At 67.4% G+C, this 19,616-nt stretch carries 7 protein-coding genes; 5 read left to right on the top strand and 2 right to left on the bottom strand.

Annotated features, from left to right (window positions below; translation table 11 throughout):
- Positions 1-121 precede the first annotated feature (121 nt).
- Entirely contained in the window at positions 122-1,477 is a 1,356-nt protein-coding gene (locus V9K91_RS04480; RefSeq protein WP_336442780.1) for a GlcNAc-transferase family protein, read from the bottom strand.
- Positions 1,478-1,887: 410 nt separating this feature from the next.
- Here V9K91_RS04480 and V9K91_RS04475 point away from each other — a divergent pair, with 410 nt between their 5' ends.
- Positions 1,888-2,577, top strand: coding sequence for a hypothetical protein (locus V9K91_RS04475; protein ID WP_336442779.1), 690 nt, complete (start codon positions 1,888-1,890; stop codon positions 2,575-2,577).
- Between the two features lie 137 nt (positions 2,578-2,714).
- Positions 2,715-4,862 (top strand): S46 family peptidase, encoded by a 2,148-nt coding sequence (locus V9K91_RS04470; RefSeq protein WP_336442778.1) that lies wholly within the window; start codon positions 2,715-2,717, stop codon positions 4,860-4,862.
- A gap of 11 nt (positions 4,863-4,873) precedes the next feature.
- Here V9K91_RS04470 and V9K91_RS04465 read toward each other — a convergent pair whose 3' ends face one another.
- Positions 4,874-5,602, bottom strand: coding sequence for a hypothetical protein (locus V9K91_RS04465; protein ID WP_336442777.1), 729 nt, complete (start codon positions 5,600-5,602; stop codon positions 4,874-4,876).
- Between the two features lie 187 nt (positions 5,603-5,789).
- Here V9K91_RS04465 and V9K91_RS04460 point away from each other — a divergent pair, with 187 nt between their 5' ends.
- The 3 genes from V9K91_RS04460 to V9K91_RS04450 all read left to right on the top strand — a co-directional run bounded on the left by V9K91_RS04460 (position 5,790) and on the right by V9K91_RS04450 (position 19,606).
- Positions 5,790-6,497 carry a response regulator transcription factor gene (locus V9K91_RS04460; RefSeq protein WP_068847901.1) on the top strand — a complete coding sequence of 236 codons (708 nt, stop codon included), beginning with the start codon at positions 5,790-5,792 and terminating at the stop codon, positions 6,495-6,497.
- A gap of 222 nt (positions 6,498-6,719) precedes the next feature.
- Positions 6,720-16,256 carry an SdrD B-like domain-containing protein gene (locus tag V9K91_RS04455; protein ID WP_336442776.1) on the top strand — a complete coding sequence of 3,179 codons (9,537 nt, stop codon included), beginning with the start codon at positions 6,720-6,722 and terminating at the stop codon, positions 16,254-16,256.
- Positions 16,253-19,606 carry a hypothetical protein gene (locus tag V9K91_RS04450; RefSeq protein ID WP_336442775.1) on the top strand — a complete coding sequence of 1,118 codons (3,354 nt, stop codon included), beginning with the start codon at positions 16,253-16,255 and terminating at the stop codon, positions 19,604-19,606. Before V9K91_RS04455 ends, V9K91_RS04450 begins: the two co-directional genes overlap by 4 nt.
- Positions 19,607-19,616: the final 10 nt, after the last annotated feature.

The raw sequence follows: 19,616 nt of genomic DNA, 5'->3' as shown, positions 1-19,616 counted from the left end.
CGCCGGTCCATGCGCCAAAGAGATCGCGACAAGAGTCGGCGGTCGTTTGGGAATCGACCCCAGAATGAACGCACCGGCAGACAATCAACGCGTGGACCGGACAAGTCACGGCCCGCGTCCGTCAAGAACTCACTTCGTCTGCTGTGATGGAGAAGAAGCGCTCCGCACCTGCATGGTTAGTACGGCAGTTGAGCAGAAGCTTGGTCGGCAACTGATCTGGGCTCGCCGAGAAGTTACGAACAAACGTAAGGGCACGTTGCTCGACCAAGGCCAGGATATCAGTCGAAGTTAGTCGTCTGACGAGGGATTCAGCACCCGAATGATTCTGCATCATGATTTCAACCTCATGAACCTCAATGTCGTCGATCAGTGTGAGGAAAACTGAGATTCGCAACATCCGCCTGCATATCAAGCCGGACTCCCAGTCTTTGGTGCCCAGGAGAACGTGCGCTTCGTCCGGCTCGCCGGGTAGCAAGGAGTCTCGATGAACGCCGCGATGCGAGAAGCTGAGTCCCGCAAATCGCTCGTAGTGGTGAAGTGACCGACGGCTACCCAGCCCATACGGCGATCTTGTCACTGAGCTCGGAGAATCGATCGCGAGCAGGAATCTCGCATGCTGGACCGAGACATGCGCCATATCGTCAGCGCTCTTGGCGATGGAGCCACCAACCTTCAGGTCCTCTGTGAGATCTTCCCATACCTCTGGTGCGGACGACTCGTAGTCGTGCCAGAGAAGCGGCACGTGGGGATGAAAGAAGTCATAGCCATGGCTATGAGCTCGTACCGCCATGACTATCTCTTCTGTGAAGAAGAAGTGGTTCGGATCTTGTCCGACTTCGTCAACAAACATCCCGTCCGAGAAGACAAATCCGCCGCTCATGAATCGAGCCCTCAATGGAGCTGAGAACCTTCCATCACCTGGAAGCATCACCGACTTGAACCTGACTATGCCCATAGGTGTGAACTCGTCAGCCAGCATTACGGCCGACTGCTCCTGTCGGCCACTTGGGTAGGATGCAGGCGAGAAAGAAGGTGGATAGCCCGTCAGTAGCGGTTTGGCGGAGCGGCTTCTCAAGTCCTCAAGCATTGCGACCATCTGGCCATCCCAATTGGAGACGAACCGGTGGTGGGCATCGATCTGCAAGTTGTACTTCTCACCTTCAAATCTGTGCTGAGCAATGCTCCTCGCCCAGCCAGCGCCCTTCGCCTCCAGGAAGGGAACGTCGATAAGCTCGATCTGGACCCCAATGAACTCCAGAAAGTGCACGTCGTAGGGGCCATTTGATTGCGAGGACAGGAACTGAAAGCCCTGGCAGGTAAAGGTGTCGATTGATTCCTCAGCGTCATGTTGCCAGCAAATCACAATACGAAGCTGTCTCGGAGCGCGTGCCTGTTGGGCAATGTCAATGAGCGTCGGAACAAGCTGTGGGTCTCGGTAGCTGGGAATCTGAACAAAGATGCGACGAATGTTGGTCATTGGACCATGATCCATCCGACGCGCGTTGGTGAGATGAGATCGAGGCCACAACTTGAACGTAACACGCCGAATTTAGGAGTAGTACGAGTGAGCAAGCGACGGGCTGCCCGAACACTTCTCCCGTGGCAATTCGTCCACGAAGATGGAGAAGACAATGAAATCCAGTGTCGTCAGCGGATTACTGGTCGGGACGGGTTTGGCCCTCAGCGCAGGGGGAGTGGAGGCAGCATCTACGATCGTATTCAAGGGGGATCGATACTATTGCCAAACAAGTTGTCAGGTCGCAGTGTCGGGCGGAAATGCATGGGTAGTGGATGCGGCGGGCGGCTGGGTTCAGGGACCTTCGCGACGCCCGATTCCTACTTACCCGCCTGGGACCTGTGAAGCGTACGGTTGTCCGTGGAGGTGAGATGGAAAACTTGATTCCGAGCCGCATGGAGCGGGGCGTTGCGATGCCCCGCGCGATACGCGCCACGCTACTCCTCGTCCTGAGCCAGTGTGCTGGCTGCTCGCACGAGGAGGCTGCCAATCCAAACGCCGTGAATCTGGAGCCCAAGTCGAGTGCAGGGTACGCCAATCAACTGGAGATCAAGGATGCTCGTGCTGGAGACGAGCGGCCTGACATCAACGCGCAGACGCGTGCTGTCGGCCAGCAGTCCTTGGAACCTCCCAACTCCGTCTACCTGGCGACAGAGACCAGGTTCATCGAACATGGTGGTCTATCCCGCGTCCGCGCCGACGAGGTTCTTGAATCACGCGAACAATTCTTCCGTGCACTGGATGAAATGAGTTCCGACGCCGCCAAGAGCATGGAGGCGCAGGATCAGGCAGCTCACTATCGCAGTGCGTTGACGCAGGCAGTCGGCGCAGATGGCGCGGTGGCCAGCTTTTCCTGTGGATTAAGTATGTGCATGGGGACGGTGCAGACTCGAAAGGAGGTAGACAACGAGCAATGGACCCTACGGTTCCTGGAGGCCGATTCGACGCGCGTTTTTGGTCACATGAGTGCAATGGAACAAGTCGGCAACCTCCATGAGAGTCGTTTCATCTTCTCAACGGATCCGAACTTGCCGGGAATCGTTGTACCCATCAACGATTGAGCCGGTGATGGCACTACGATCGTCGGAAGCGCACCTCCGCTGAATGGGCGCTGCCGCCCACCCCTGACCATCGGGCGTTGCCCCGCGCGCGCCCAGTGGCTAAGGTGCCCGCTCGTTCCGCCGTACTGGATGCACCCATGCCCGCACGCAAGCCCCTCAGCGCCGCCCTGGCCCTTGGCCTCACCCTCGCCGCCGGCGCCCACGCCGACGAAGGCATGTGGATGCCGACCCAGCTGCCGGACCTGGCCAAGCCGCTGAAGGCCGCCGGGTTCAAGGGCAACCCGGCTGACCTGGCCAACGTGACCGCCGCGCCGCTGAGCGCCGTGGTGCGTGCCGGTGGCGGCACCGGTTCGTTCGTCTCCGACGATGGCCTGCTGCTGACCAACCACCATGTGGCCATGGGCGTGATCCAGTACAACAGCACCGCCGAGCACAACCTGATCGACGGCGGCTTCATCGCCCAGGGCCGCAGCGACGAGCGCCCGTCCAACCCGGATTTCCGCGTGCTGGTCACCACCGGCTTCGACAAGGTCACCGATGAGGTGCTGCGCGACGCGCGCGGCAAGACCGGCCGCGCCTACTTCGACGCAGTGGACCGCGCCAGCAAGCGGCTGGTGGCCGAGTGCGAGCAGGAAGGCAACGTGCGCTGCAGCGTGGCCGACATGTACTACGGCACCGATTTCTACCGCATCCGCCAGCTGGAACTGAGCGATGTGCGGTTGGTGTACGCGCCGCCGCGCGCGATCGGCAACTACGGCGATGAGATCGACAACTTCATGTGGCCGCGCCACACCGGCGATTTCACCCTGTTGCGCGCCTACGTGGGCAAGGACGGCAAGCCGGCTGCGTACAGCCCGGACAACGTGCCTTACCACCCGCCGGCGCACCTGAAGATGGCCATCGATGGCCCGAAGACCGGCGATTTCGCCATGCTGGCCGGTTACCCGGGCATCACCTACCGCCACCGCACGGCAGCCGAGTTCGCCGGCCAGATCGATGCGGTGCTGCCGCGCCGGGTGGCGGTGTTCCAGCAGATGATCGACACCATCGAAGCGACCACGGCCAAGGATGCGCAGGCGCGCACCCGCTATGCCGCGCAGCTGCAGTCACTGAAGAACAACCGCAAGCGTGCCGCCGGTGAGCTCGAAGGCCTGCTGCGCAGCGATGCCAAGACCCAGCGCGCGACCGACGAGGCGGCGATGCTGAAGGCCACCGATGCGACCTGGCAGCCGGACATCCAGGCGCTGCTGGGCTCGCTGTCGCAGGGCGCGTCGATGGGCGAGCGCGATTTCGTGCTGGAACAGGCCGCCGCGCAGAGCCAGCTGCTGCGTTCGGCGTTGCTGCTGGAGCGCCTGCGCATCGAATCGGCCAAGCCCGACGCCCAGCGCGAGAGCGGCTACCAGCAGCGTGATCAGGCGCTGATTGAAGGCACCCTCAAGCAGGTCCAGCGGCGCTATGCGCCGGAGGTCGAGAAGGCGCTGCTGACGAATCTGCTCACCCGCTACCAGCAGCTGCCCGATGCGCAGCGCGTGCCCGAGTTCGACGCCGCATTCGGCCGTACCCCGGCCGCGCTGGCCAAGGCGTTGGACACGCTGTACAGCGGCACCCGGCTGGGTGATGAAGCCGAACGCCTGAGCCGCTTCGCCGCTGCCAAGGAAGGCAAGGCATTGGCGCACGACCCGCTGATCGACCTGGCCGGCCCGCTGGTGGCCGCGCAGCTGCGCCTGGAGGGTGAGCGCAAGGAGCGCGAAGGTGAGCAGCTGCGCCTGCGCCCGGCCTACATGCAGGCCCTGTTTGCGTGGCGGGCAAAGCAGGGCAGGGCGGTTTACCCGGACGCCAACCGTACGCTGCGCATCAGCTACGGCAAGGTGGAAGCGCTGTCGCCGCGCGATGCGGTGCATTTCGATCCGGTGACCACCGTGGCCGGCATCGTCGAGAAGAACACCAATGCATTCCCGTTCGATGCGCCCAAGCCGTTGCTGGCGGCCATCGCCAAGGGCGATTTCGGCAGCACCGCCGACCCGGTGCTGAAGACCCAGACGGTCAACTTCCTGACCAACCTGGATACCACCGGCGGCAACTCCGGCTCGCCGGTGCTGAACGCACGCGGCGAGCTGATCGGGCTGAACTTCGACAGCAACTGGGAATCGGTCAGCGCAAGCTGGTGGTTCGACCCGCGCTTCAAGCGCGCCGTGCACGTGGACATGCGTTACCTGCGCTGGCTGCTGGCCAAGGTCTACCCGGCGCCGGCACTGTTGAAGGAAATGGGCGTGCCGGCCGAGTAGGCCGTCGCCCTTCAACGGGGCAGCGGCGTCAGGCCGGTCCAGTCCATCTGCAGGGGCGCGAGCAGTAGATCCAGTTCGTTGCCCAGCGGGTTGCCGGGGTCCCAGACGTTGGGGTTGGCTGCAGCGTGCGAGCGCTCGGGAGGCGCGGCGCCGTTCCACGCCACCAGGGTCAGCTTCATGCCGCCGCGGTGAACACCTGTCACCGCGTCCAACTGCTGCGCACCCAGTGCGCGTACTTCTGTGGGCTGAAAGCCCAGCCGCTCGGCCTTGGCCAGCAGCTTGACGGCAATATCGCTGACTGCCAGCTCGCGCCAGGTCAACGTTACCGGCACCGGCAGCAACGAGAACTCGCGGCGTAGTTCATGCAGCACGTGGGCATGGATCTGGCTCTGCGGCCGCCGCACGGCGGGATCGCCTCCGGGATCAAGCGGCAGTGCCGCTTCCACTTCGTGCAGGTAGTGCACCAGCTGCAGCGTGCGGTGTTCATCCGCACTGAGCGGACCGAAAGGGGAACCGGCTACCGGAACCGCCAGCCGCTGGTAGATCTGCGCCATCGGCCAACGACTGGTACGGTCAGCCGGCGGAGGGGTTTCAGTGACGGCTCGGGCGTTCCAGACCGAATACAGCAGGTTGCTGAGCGCGTTGCAGGTGACCTCGCGTTGGTCCGCGGGCAGCGAGGTTTCCAGGCGGTGGCGCAAGAGCGGGGTGAGTATGGCGGGCGGCGAGGTGGCTACGGGCATGCTGGAACTCCGTGGGAACGAGGGGCGGTCAACGCTGCCTGCCCCGATCCACACGAACAAGCGGCAACCACGACGCCCCACTGTCGCTTGCACCCACACGCCCCCGCACTGCGGCTTTTGTAGCATTTGGCGGGTTCCCGGGCGGCGGCTAGACTGCAGGCTGGATCCGGAGGAAGCGACGCACCACGTGACTGCAGTACGGGAACTTGAAGGGCTGAAGGTCTGGGTGGTTGAAGACGACCCGGAGCTGCTTGCACTGCTGCTGGACGACTTGGCCTGGCGCGGCGCGACCGTGCGTGGCCTCGACAGCGCCGAAGCCCTGTACCGCGCGCTGCTGAGCGACCGCTGCGACATCGTGGTGCTGGACGTGGGCCTGCCTGGCGAAGACGGCTACACGGTGGCGAGCCACCTTCGCGCTTCGGCCTCGATCGGCATCGTGATGCTGACCGGCCGTGGCGATCCGCGCGACATGGCGCTGGGCCTGACCCAGGGCGCCGACCTGTATCTGGTCAAGCCACCGGACCTGGATGTGCTGGCAGCCGGCCTGCACAGCCTGCGCCGCCGCCTGTCGCCTCCTTCCACCGCGCCGGCCCCCGCCACGGCGCAGCCACGCTGGCGATTGGCCGATGACGGCTGGACCCTGCACGCACCGACCGCCGCCACACTGGCACTGACGATGATGGAGCGCGGCGTGCTGCAGTTGCTGTTCGCGGCCAACGGCGGCGCCGTCACCCGCGAGCAGCTGATCGCCAACATCACCGACACCCCGTGGGATTTCGATCCGCACCGCCTGGATGTGCTGGTCCATCGCCTGCGCACGCGCGTGCGCAGCGCCACCGATGTCGAGCTGCCGATCCGCGCGCTGCGCGGCCAGGGCTACCTGCTTACCGCCTGATCCGCGCGGGTCTGTGTGAGCCGGTGTGAGCGTGCGTGAGCCGCCGGCACTGACTTGCCTTCACGGCAACATCACAATCCGCCCCGCCCGGCACCGTCGGCGACGTCTGTCGCCTGCAGGCCTGGGATTCATCTGACAGGGGACGTCTGGACCGGTTGCGTTGGGTACGCATCGTGCGGCGTTCCCTGTGAACGCTGCAACGACCGGAACAGGGGAAAACGCATGTCCATCCAGAGCGATCGCGCAGGTATCTGCGCGGCGGCAACGCCGTTTGAGCGCACGCAGGCGCAGTCCTGGCGGTTGTCGCTGCGCCGCGCCCTGCTGGCCCTGGTGATGGTGCTGCCACTACCCGCACTCGCCATCGACCTGCAGATCACCGACTTCTCCGACACCGGTTACGACCCGGTGCCGGCCGGCACCACGGTGATCTACAACGTCAAGGTCGAAAACGGCGCCAACGATACCGCCAGCGGCAGCGTGACCCTGTTCGACCTGCCCGCCGGCACCGCGCTGGGCGGCACCGCCCCGGCGGGCTGCAGCGCCTCGGCGGGCGCTGCCGGCACCACCCGCGTGGTGTGCACGAACCCGGCATTGAATGCTTCCACGGCGCCCTACGAATTCAAGCTGCCGGTCACCACCATCGCCTCGCAGCCGGCCACCATCACCGTGCGCGCCGCGATCGGCTTCGCCAGCGCGCTGCCGCCGGCGACCACGCCGATCAGCACGCTGCAGAACACCGACCCGTTCTTCGGCAGCGATACCAACGTTGCCAACAACCGCACCAGCCAGAACACCACCATCCAGGCGGCGGCCGACCTGGAACTCAGCAAGAGCGCCACGCCCGATCCGGTGATCGGCGGCGGCGAAATCACCTATACCCTGACCGTGCGCAACGCCGGCCCCAGCGTCACCACCGGCTTCCGGGTGGCCGATACGCTGCCGCCGAATGTCACCCTGGTCGGCGCGCCGACCGGTGCGGACTGGGCCTTCACCCAGCAGAACGGCACCTACAACGGCACCCTGGCGGTAGGCGCGAGCACCAGCTATTCGTTCCGCGGCAAGGTCAATGTCGGCACCGGCAACATCGTCAATTCGGCGGTGGTCAACGCTGGCAACGTGCCCGACCCGGTGCCGGACAACAACGCTGCCCAGGTAACCACGCAGGTGACCGCCGGTGCGGACCTGCTGGTGTCCAAGTCGGTATCGCCCGCGCCGGCAGCCGCCGGTTCGGTGGTCACCTATACGCTGACCGCGCGCAACGATGGTCCCAGCGCGGCCACCACCGTGGTCCTGCGCGATGCGTTGCCGGAAGGCTTCCAGGTCAACGGGGTATCCGGACCCGGCGGCTGGTCGTGCACCAACAACGCCGAGCGCACCGTGGTCACCTGCAACGCCGCGAGCTTCGCACCGGGCGCGCAGGCGCAGATCGCGATCCAGGCGCAGGTGCCGTCCACCGGCACCAACAGCAGCGGCACGGTGACCAACACCGCCCAGATCAGCGCCGCAACGCCGGACCCGGTGCTGACCAACAACGAAGGCAGCGTCGGCCTGACCGTCATCCCCGACGGCGCCGATCTGCGCATGACCAAGACCAAGACCCCGGCGCTGGTACCGGTGTGGAACAACACCGGGCTGCGCACCGACAGCGTGATGACCAGCACCCTGCGCGCGCAGAACCTGGGCCCGCGCACGGTCACCGGCAACCTGCAGCTGGTCGATACGCTTGCCGTGGGCGAGGAATGGGTCGATGCCAGTGGGCAGCCCTACCCGGCGGGCGTGCCCGTGACCGTGGGCGGTTTCAGCTGCAGCGTGGACCGCGCCTGGAGCGGGGCCCCGGCGCAGGTCGTCACCTGCACCCAGACTGGTGGCTACCCGGTCGCGGTCAACGGCAACTCCGCCGCGCTGACCCTGTACACGCTTGCGCGCCTGCAGGGCACGCTGGCCAATACCGCCTGTACCGGCGGCAGCGGCGGTTCGGCCGAACCGACCACCGCCGGTGGCATCAACCTGGATCCGAACACCGGCAATGACTGCACCGGCGGGCAGAGCCGCGCCACCGACGCCCGAGCGGACCTGTCCATCACCAAGCGCACCAATGGCGCTGGCGACGCCGACAACGTGATCCGGGAAGCGGATGGTGGGGTCAGCTACACGCTGCAGGTCACCAACAACGGCGCAACCACCACCGGCGTGGTGGTCAACGACCCCATCCCGGGCTTTGTCACCGGCAGCACCACCGTCACCAAGAACACCGTGCCGGCCGGCTGGACCTGCGATGTGGTCGGCAGCGGCTACATCTGCCGCTCCGCCGGCACCGCGCTGGCGGCCGGCGCCACCGCCACCATCGTGTTCACCGTCAACCGCGGCCTGTTCGACAGCCAGAGCCAGGGCGCTGGTACCTGCGGTGGCGTGGCGATGCCAGCCGGCCGCTTCTGCAACACCGCAGGCGTCAGCATCGATCCGACCGTGAGCGGGTCGATCGGCGAAGCCAACCCGGGCAACAACAGCGCCTCGGACTGGGTGCAGATCGACCCGGTGGCCAACATGGCCACCACTGCCAAGGACATCACCTCCGGCAGCCCGGGCCGCGCCGGCGTCAACACCACCTACCGCATCACCTACCAGAACCGGGGTCCGTCCACGGCCCGCGGCGTGGTGTTCAGCGATACCTTCACCCTGCCGGCCAATGACGCCGGTTTCGTATTGATTTCCGCGGTGCGCACCGGCAGCGGCAGCACCGCGTGCAGCGTGACCTCCAACGATGCGGCGATCAGCTCGGCGCCCGCCCCGGGCGGCACCTCGTGGTTCAACACCGGCGGCGCGCCCGCCACGCTGCGGCTGACCTGTGCGCCGCAGGACATGGCCAACAACTCCACCCAGACCATGACGGTGGTGATCCGCCCGAACGTCAACAGCGGTAACACGGGCCGCCGTTTCACCAACGATGGCTCGTTCCATTTCGATCCGGACAACACCGGCAGCCCCGTACCAGCCAGCGGCGTCGACGGCAGCGGGCGCAGCTATAACTACAACAGCCGCACCGACGATGACCTGCGTGCCGCCGCGCTGGATTTCACCGCCGGTGAAGTCGACCTGATCGTCAACAAGATCGACCAGAACTTCGACGGCGCGGTGGATCCACTGGGCTACGACTCGCGTGTCGGGCAGGAAGCCAACAACTACATCACCTACCAGGTGAGCGTGCGCAACGACGGCCCATCGCTGGCCACCCGCACCGTGATTGAAGACACCATCACCCCCGCGAGCGGGGCCAACGTGGCCTTCGTAGGCAGTCGCACCGGCACCAACACCACGCCGCAGGGCGCGATGGAAGCACCGGGTGTCCGCTGTACGGTTGCCCCGGGCAGCAGCAACCCCACCACGGCGCCGCAGACCCTGTCGTGCAGCATGCCCAGCGTGGGCGTGTCCACCACCGAGCAGGGCGCGATCGCCGCCAATCAGACCAGCTACCTGTACCTGGTGTACCAGTATCTCAGCGCGCCGCCGGCCACCGGCGCCACGCTGCTGAACGCGGTCACCGCGCGCTCGGCCGAAACCGAGCGCGATACCAGCAACAACAGCGCGGTGCAGGAAACCAGCATCCGCACGCGCTCGGATCTGGCAATGACCAAGACCAGCGTGGTGCTGGCGCCGAATGCCAACCCGACCCAGCCGCTGCCCGCGGCTGCCGCCACGATCAGCCTGCGCCAGCCGTTCTGGTACGTGCTGGACGTGGTCAACAACGGCCCCGGCCACAGCCTGTCGCGCGACCGCAGCGGCGACAATCCGCTGCGCGGCGATGGCGTGGTGGTGACCGATACGCTGCCGGCAGGGCTGGAGGTGATCGGCGGCGGCGAAGGCACCAGCTGGCAGAAGGCCGGCAACACCGCCGACGCCGGCGTGGTCAGCAACGGCACCGGCAGCTGCGTGGTGACCGGTCGCAACCTTACCTGCCGCATGGGTGACCTGGCGCTGGACGGCCGCGTCCGCGTGCTGGTGCCCGCGCGCTGGACCACGCTGCCGGCCAACGGCGCCGGCATCAACACCGCGCGCGCCACCAGCGACCAGCTCGACCCGACCCCCGGCAATGACGAAGGCACCAGCACCCATACCGTGGTGCGGTCCTCGCTGACCGGCGTGGTGTTCCAGGACCGCGAGCGCAGCGGCACCGATGGCGGCACGCCGCAGGCCGGCGAACCGACCATTTCCGGTGTCGAAGTGCGCCTCACCGGCACCGATGCCTACGGCAACGCGGTGACGCTCACCACCACCACCGACGGCAACGGCGCCTACCGCTTCGACAACCTCGCACCGGCCGGCACGGACGGCTACACGCTGACCCAGGTGCAGCCGGCCGCCTACGTCAATGGCCCGGTGGCACCGCCCGCGTCGGGCGGCCTGGCGCCGTCGGCCGGCGGTGCCTATGCCGTAGTCGATCCGGCGATCAGCGCCAACTCGCTCTATACCGCCATCGCGCTGGGCGCGGGGGTGGACGCCGTGCGCTACAACTTCCCGGAAGTGCGCCGCCCGGCGTTGTCCGGCTTCGTCTACGTCGACAGCAACTACAGCAACACCCGCAACACCGGCGACGCCCCGATTGCCAATGCCACCGTCGAACTGCTCGACGCGGCCGGCACCGTGGTGGCCAGTGCCACCACCGCTGCCGATGGCAGCTACAGCTTCCCCGGGCTGAATCCGCTGCAGGTGTACACGCTGCGCGAAGTGCTGCCGACCGGCAGCTACCGCAACCGTCCCAGCGCGATCAATCCGGGCCTGGTGGGTACGGCGGCGTGCGCAGGCTGCACCGTGGCCACCGGCGCGGCCGGCGATGCCGCCACCACCGACCGGATCGGCAACATCGACCTGTCGCGCGGCGAAGATGCCACTGCGTTCAACTTCGGCGAAGACGCGGTCACCGCCATCTCCGGCCATGTGTACCTGGACCGCAACGGCAACGGCGACTTCGACGCCGGCGATGCCGGTACGCGCAATTCGCAGGCCAATGGCGGCCTGCAGGGCGTCACCGTCACCCTCATCGGCGCGGGCCCCGACGGCGTGTTCGGTACGGGCGACGACCTGCCACCGGTGGTGGTGCAGACCGACGCGCAGGGCCGCTACGATTTCGATGGCCTGGTGGTCGGGCAGAACTACCGCATCACTGAGACGCAGCCGCAGGGGTATGCGAACGCCGCCGAAAACGCGACCAACAGCATCACCCTCAACGCGCTGCCGTTGACCGGTTCCAGTGGCAACGATTTCGGCGAGGCGCTCGGTTCGCTCAGCGGCGAGGTCTACGAAGACTTCTCCAACGTGGCGGCCAACAACAACAACGGCCGCCGCGACGCCGGTGAAAACGCCATCGCCAACGTCACCGTGACCCTGTCGGGCACGGACGTGCTTGGCAATCCGGTCGCGCTGACCACCACCACCGATGCCAACGGCGGCTACCGCTTCAGTGACCTGTTGCCGCCGCAGGCCGGCACCGGCTACACCCTGACCGAAACGCAGCCGGCCGGTTACCTGGACGGCAAGCATGCGGCCGGCAATGCGGCCACCCCCGGCAGCACGGCCGTGGCCAACGTCATTTCCGCGATCGCCATCAACGCCGGGCAGGACGCCAGCGGCTACCTGTTTGGCGAACTGGCCAATGCGCCGATCAGCGGCACGGTGTACCTGGACCGCAACGACGACGGCGACAACACCGCCGGCGACATCGGCGTGCCCGGCGTGCAGGTGACCATCGTCGGCAATGGCGCCGACGGCGTGTTCGGCACGCCCGACGACACCACTGTCACCCTGGTCACCAATGCCGATGGCCAGTACAGCTACCCTGGCGCGATCGCCGGCCAGGCCTACCGCATCACCGAAACCCAGCCGACCGGGCTGGGCGAAGGCCGCGAGCAGCCGGGCAACGTCATCCTGATCGCCAACCTGCCCGCCGCCGGCGCCAGCGGCAACGACTTCGGCGAGCTGGCCGCGTCGCTGTCCGGCACCGTGTTCCTGGACCGCAACAACAACGGCGTGCAGGACGCCGGCGAGCCGGGCCTGCCGGGCGTGCAGCTGCAGCTGCCGGCCGGCACGGTCGATGCGCTGGGCAACGCCGTGGTCACCGTGGCGACCGATGCCGACGGCCGCTACCGCTTCGACCACCTGCTGGCCGGCACCTACAGCGTGACCGAGCAGGCCACGCAGCCGTCGTTCAATGGCGGCCCGACCCTCAACGGCCTCACCCGTGCCGGCAGCATCGACGGCGCCATCGTGGGCGTGTCCACGGCCGTGGCCAGCGTGCCGAGCGCGATCAACGCGATCACGCTGCCGGCCGGCAAGGCAGGGACCGCCTATGACTTCGGCGAGATCCTGCCGGTGTCCATCGCCGGCGCGGTGTTCTTCGACGTCGACAACGATGGCGTGCGCAACGGTGCCGCTGAAACCGGCATCGAAGCGGTGACCGTGCAGGTCACCGGTACCGACGACACCGGCGCCAGCGTCTCGGTCAGCGTGCAGACCGGTGCCGATGGCCGCTTCGTGTTCGAAGGGCTGCGCCCGGGCACCTACACGCTTGTTGAACCGCAGCAGCCGGCCGGCACCAGCAACGGCATCACCACCGCCGGCACCGTGGGCGGCACGCCGCGTGGCACTGCCACCCCGATCACCACCGTGCCCAGCGCGATCAGCACCATCGATCTGAGCACCCCGGGCAGCGCCTCGGTGGACAACCTGTTCGGCGAGATTCCGCTCAACAGCGGCATCAGCGGCAAGGTCTGGACCGACCGCAACAATGACGGCGTGGTCGACCCGGGCGAAACCGGCCTGGCCAATGTGCGGGTCACCCTGACCGGCACCGACCTGGCCGGCAATCCGATCAGCCGCGAGACCGTGACCGACGCCGACGGCAGCTACAGCTTCGCCGAGCTGCCGCCGGGCACCTACGTGGTGACCGAACCGGAGCAGCCCACCGGCACCCGCGATGGCCGCACCGTGGCCGGCAGCACCGGTGGCAGCGTGACCGCGCCGGGCACGGCGCCTTCGCAGATCACTGCGCTGGTGCTGGGCGTGAACCAGCAGTCGGTGAACAACAACTTCGGGGAGATTCCGACCGCCAGCATTGCCGGCCGCGTCTACAACGACAGTAACGACAACGGCAGCGTCGACAGCGGCGAAGGCGGCATCTCCGGGGTCAGCGTGGTGCTGACCGGCACCGATGACCTCGGCCAGCCGGTATCGCTCACGTTGAACACCGATGCCGAAGGCCGCTACCGCTTCGAGGGCCTGCGCCCGGGCACCTACACCGTGACCGAGCCGACCCAGCCGCCGCAGACGCTCAACGGCATCACCAGCGTCGGCACCGTCAACGCCGCCCTGGTCGGTGCGGCCAGCGACCGCGCCAGCGTGCCGTCGGCGATCAGCCAGATCGTGCTGCCACTGGGCATGGACGCGATGGAGTACAACTTCGGTGAGATCGGCGATTCGCCCGACCTGATGGTCAGCAAGGCGTCCACCAGCACGCGCTTCACGGTCAACAACCTGGCCGGTTACACCATCCAGGTGCGCAACGCCGGCCAACAGCCGAGCCGTGGCGAGTACACGGTGCACGACCGCCTGCCGACGGGCCTGAGCCTGGACAGCCTGCCGGTGGGGACCGGCTGGACCTGCACCGGCGAACCCGGCGCAACCCGCTTCAGCTGCACCAGCCAGCGCGTGCTGGCTGCCGGTGCGGTATCGCCGGACAGCATCGCCGTGGTGGTGCGCGTGGCCGCCGCAGCGGCCGAGGCCGGCACAGTCAACAACGCCGTGCTGGTGGAAGGCGGCGGCGAGAACCCGTTCCGCGCCCCGACCGCAACCGAACGCGCTGCGTTCGAGGGCGAAGTGGGCAACCTGCCGGCGTGCGTGGACACCATCATCCACAACGCCTGCCGCGTGCCCAACAGCGTGCAGCTGGCCGCGTCGGTCGGTGGAACCGTGTGGTTCGACGTGGGCAGCGATGACCAGCTGCTGGATGGCGGCGACCGTCGTCTGTCGGCCTGGATCGTGGAGCTGGTGGACCCCGCCAACGGCCAGGTGGTGAAGACCACCGTGAGTGCGGCCGATGGCAGCTACCGCTTCGGCGATGTGGTGCCAGGCGTGAAGTGGAACATCCGCTTCCGCGACCCGCGCTCCACCGTGCTGTGGCCGTTCCCGGTCACCCGCGAAAATGCCGGCGGCGTGCAGGAAGCCTGCGACGCCGACGCGGCGATCGCGCGCGGCGGCGTCAGCGCCTGCCGCACCACCGACAACGGCACCAGCCAGCTGGAAGTGGTGCTGCGCGCCGGCGACCACCTCGCGCAGCAGAGCCTGCCGGTGGACCCGTCAGGCGTGGTGTACGACGCCACCACCCGCGACCCGGTTCCCGGTTCGGTGGTGACCCTGGCGCCGGTTGGCCTGTGCAGCGGGTATGACCCGCGAACCAGCGTGCTCAATGCAGCCGGTGGTGGCTATCGCATTGACGGCAACACGATTGCGATGACCGTCGGCAGCGAAGGCTTCTACCAGTTCGCCTTCGCGCCGGCCGCGCCGGCCCGCTGCGAGTTCAAGCTGACCGTCACGCCGCCGGGGGGTTACACCTTCGTGTCGACGATGATTCCGCCGCAGGCGGGCGCGTTGTCGCCGGCCGGCGGTGGCGGTGCCAACCATGTCGTGCAGACCAACACCCAGGCGCCGACCGGCGCGGTGGGTACGGCGACCGAGTACTACCTGACCCTGTTCGCGGGTTCGGCCACCGCAGCGATCGTGCACAACCATCTGCCGCTGGATACGGCGGTGGCCACGGGCCTGGCGATCACCAAGACCGGCGACCGCCAGACCGCCGAAATCGGCGACACCGTGCAGTACACCATCACCGTGCGCCAGACCGCCGGCAGTGCGCTGGCCGCGTTGAACGTGATCGACCGCCTGCCGCGTGGCTTCACCTACATCGACGGCACCGCGCGTGCCGACGGCCGTGCGGTGGCCGACCCGGCCGGCAAGCCCGGCCCGCTGCTGGGGTTTGCGCTGGGGCCGATCACTGTCGGTGGCCAGATCGTGCTGACCTACCGGGTCCGCGTGGGCGTGGGCGCGCAGCAGGGCGACGGCATCAACCGGGCGCAGGCCCATGGCTGTTCGATCAGCGGCGGCTGCATCGACCCGGTGGCGGTCACCCCGCTGCCCGGTTCGCTGGCCTCCAACCGTGCCGAATACCGCGTACGTGTCACCGGTGGCGTGTTCACCGAACAGGCCTGTGTGCTCGGCAAGGTGTTCATGGACTGCAACAACAACCACCTGCAGGACCGCGAAGAGCTGGGCATTCCGGGGGTGCGCCTGTACTTCTCCGACGGCACCTGGGTGATCAGCGATTCGGAAGGCAAGTACAGCTTCTGCGGCCTGCCGCCGCAGAGTCACACGCTGAAGGTGGACGCCAGCACGTTGCCGGTCGGCGCGCGCCTGACCACCAGCAGCAACCGCAACCTGGGCGACGCCGACAGCCTGCTGCTCGACCTGAAGAACGGCGAGCTGCACCGCGCCGACTTCATCGAAGGCAGCTGCGCCAACCCGGTGCTGGAGCAGGTCAAAGCACGCCGCACCCAGGGTGAGGTGCAGGCGCCGGAAACCGAACCGGGCCAGGCGCCGCTGCGCTTCGAGAGCAAACCCGCACGGGCGCCGCAGCAGGCGACCGATACGGCCAACCAGAGACCGATCGTGCATCCCAGAGCCACACCGCCCGCCGCCACGGAGGGCCAGCCATGAGCCGTGCTTCCGTAGTGCGCCAGCTGCCGCGCCTGAGCCTGCTGGCCTGTGCGCTGGCGACCCTGCCCGCCATGGCGCAGAGCGTGGGCACCCCGGGCCGCTTCACCCCGGTGCTGGGCGATGCCAGCACGCTGTACCCGCGCAGCCCCGCCAGCCTGGACGCCGCGCCGGCTGCGGTGCGCGCCGCAGCGGGCACGCTGGACCGCATCGTGGTCGAACTAGACCGCGACGGCGTGCCGGCCGATGGCCAGAGCCCGGTGCACGTGCGCGTGCAGCTGCTGGACCCCAGCGGCCTGCCGCTGGCCGGCACCAGCTACGCGACGATTGAAAACAGTGGCGGCCGGATCCGCCTGCCCGGCTCGCGCACCGATGAGCTCGGCCCGGGCGCACTGGATGCCGACAAGGTCACCCCCGGCGTGCAGCTGCAGGTGGTCGATGGCGTGGCCGAGTTCGACCTGGTCGCGCCGCACGAGCCCCAGGATGTGCTGCTGCGGATCACCGCCGGGGCCGAAACCGCGCAGGGCAGCATCGGCTTCGTGCCGGAGATGCGCGAGATGATCGCCACCGGCCTCATCGAAGGCGTGGTCAACTTCCGTCGCCACGGCAATGGCAGCCTGGTTTCGCCGGTGGAGCACAACGACGCGTTCGACCGCGACATCCGTCGCTGGGAGCGCCAGTTCAACAACGGCAAGGCCAACGCCGCCGCGCGCACCGCGTTCTTCGTCAAGGGCCGGATCAAGGGCGATGCGCTGCTCACTGCCGCCTACGATTCCGACAAGGACACCCGCGGCCGCCTGCTGCGTGACATCCAGCCCGAGGAGTTCTACCCGGTCTACGGCGACGCGTCGCTGCGCGGCTTCGACGCGCGCTCGGCCGAGCGCCTGTACGTGCGCATCGACAACAAGCGCAGCTACCTGCTCTACGGCGACTTCCAGACCGGCGACGGGCTGGCCACGGCCACCGGCATCGGCGGCAGCGGTCCGATTCCGCAGCGCAGCCTGGGGACCTACAACCGCACCGCCACCGGGCTGGGCTGGCATTTCGAAAGCGAGCGCGTGCGCAGCAACGTGTTCGCCATTGAAGATTCCCTGCGCCAGGTGATCGAAGAGTTCCGCAGCCAGGGCAGTGGTCCCTACGCGCTGCGCAACAACGCGGTGCTGGAAGGCAGTGAGCGTGTCGAAGTCATCTCGCGCGACCGCAACCAGCCCACCCGCATCGTGTCGGTGCGGCCGCTGGCGCGGCTGGTGGACTACAGCTTCGAGCCGTTCTCCGGCCGCATCCTGCTCAACCAGTTCCTGCCGGCCTTCGACAGCGACCTCAACCCGGTCTCGCTGCGCATCACCTATGAACTGGACCAGGACACAGAGAAGTTCTGGGTGGTGGGAGCCGACGCGCAGGTGAAGCTCACCGACCGGCTGGAAGTCGGCGCGGCGGCGGTCGACGACCGCAATCCGTACGCGGAATTCCGCATGGGCAGCGCCAATGCCAGCTACCGCTTCGGCGACAACACGCTGCTGGTGGCCGAGTTCGCGCGCACCCAGAGCGAGGTCAATACCAACAGCATCAACCAGATCACCTCGCAGGGCCTGAAGGACGTCACCGGCGACGTGGAAGGTGATGCCTGGCGCGTGGAATTCGCGCACCAGACCGAAAAGCTGGAAGCGCGCCTGTTTGCCGCCCGTACCGATCCGGCGTTCAACAACCCGGCCGCGCCGCTGTACGGCGGCCGCGGTGAGTACAACGCGCGGGTGGCCTACCAGCTTGGGCCGCGGCTGGAGCTGTACGTGGAAGGCCTGCGCAGCGAAGACCGCAACCCGGACGGTGGCAAGCGCGATGCTGGCGGCGCCGGCGTGCGCATTGGGGCTACTGAACGACTGACCGTGGACCTGGGCGTGCGCAGCATCCGCGAGACCATCGGCGTGACCTCGCCGTGGTCGTCCGGGGTACCGTTCGGCAATGCCGGCGGGCTGACCGGCGGTTTCGCCACCGGTGCCGGTGGCGGCGCGCTCGGCTACGGCCAGCAGGCGCTGGACCCGGCCACCGGGCTGATGGTGATCAACGGCAGCAGCACCGGCAGCCCGATCACAAGCGACCTGCCGGTGGGCACCGAGCTGGAATCGGACAGCGCCCGCTTCGGCCTGGGCTATCGCCTGAGCGACAAGCTCAGCAGTGGTGCCGAGATCGAGCACAGCGTGAGCGGCGAAGAACGTCGGCGCCTGGCCGCCGGGTTGGACTACCAGGTGTTCGAACGCAGCCGCCTGTACGGCCGCTACGAAAAGCAGACCGGCCTGACCAGCGCCTACGGCATCACCACCACCGACCGCGAGGCCGACGCGCTGGTGTTCGGTATCGACAGCAGCTACCTGCGCGATACCCAGACCTTCAGCGAGTACCGCCTGCGCGACGCGATCAGTGGCCGCGACGTACAGGCCGCCTCGGGTATCCGCAACAACTGGGACATCGCCGAGGGCCTGCGCCTGTCCAGTTCGGCCGAGCACGTGAAGGTGATCGACGGCAGCACCGGTGACAGCACCGGCCTGGCGCTGGCCTTGGACTACGGCGCCAACCCGCTGTGGCGCGGTGCAATACGGGCCGAACACCGTATCTCCGAAGACGTGCCGGATACCGACACCAACGAGGCGTTCAACACCACGCTGCTGCAGTTCATGCTGGCCCGCAAGCTCAGCCGCGACTGGACCCTGCTGGCCCGCAACTACCTGCTGAGCACGCGGTATGACGCACGCGGCGACGTGCTGCAGGACCGCTTCCAGCTGGGCGTGGCCTACCGCGATACCGACCGCAACCGGATCAACGCGCTGGCCCGTTACGAGTACAAGCTCGAGCGCGACGAGAGCGGGCTGACCCTGGTCGACGGCAGCACCGTGGATGGCAGCAGCCAGGACGTGCGCACCCGCGCGCACATTGTCTCTGCCCATGCCGATTGGCATCCGTCGCGGCCGTGGTGGTTCACCGGGCGCGTGGCCGGCAAGTGGCAGCAGGATCAGTTCGCCTACGCCGACGGGGGTCGGGTCAACAGTGACTTCCGCGCCACGCTGCTGTCCGGGCGGGTGGTCTATGACATCACCGAGAACTGGGACATCGGCGTGCTCGGCTCCACTTTCCGCGGCCAGAGCGGCGCCAACCAGTACGCCTACGGCATGGAAGTCGGCCGCCTGCTGCGCCAGAACCTGTGGTTGTCGGCCGGCTACAACTGGACCGGCTTTGCCGGCGACCGCGACCTGAACGGATATGAGTACACCCAGCAGGGCATGTTCGTGCGCCTGCGCTTCAAGTTCGACGAAGACCTTTTCCGGCCGGACCCCGTCCGCTACCGCGACCCGGCACGCTGAGGATGCCCTG

This window comes from Stenotrophomonas sp. CCNWLW57, from assembly GCF_037203925.1.
Lineage (GTDB): Bacteria > Pseudomonadota > Gammaproteobacteria > Xanthomonadales > Xanthomonadaceae > Stenotrophomonas > Stenotrophomonas rhizophila_A.
This window is presented reverse-complemented; position numbering and strand designations above follow the sequence as displayed.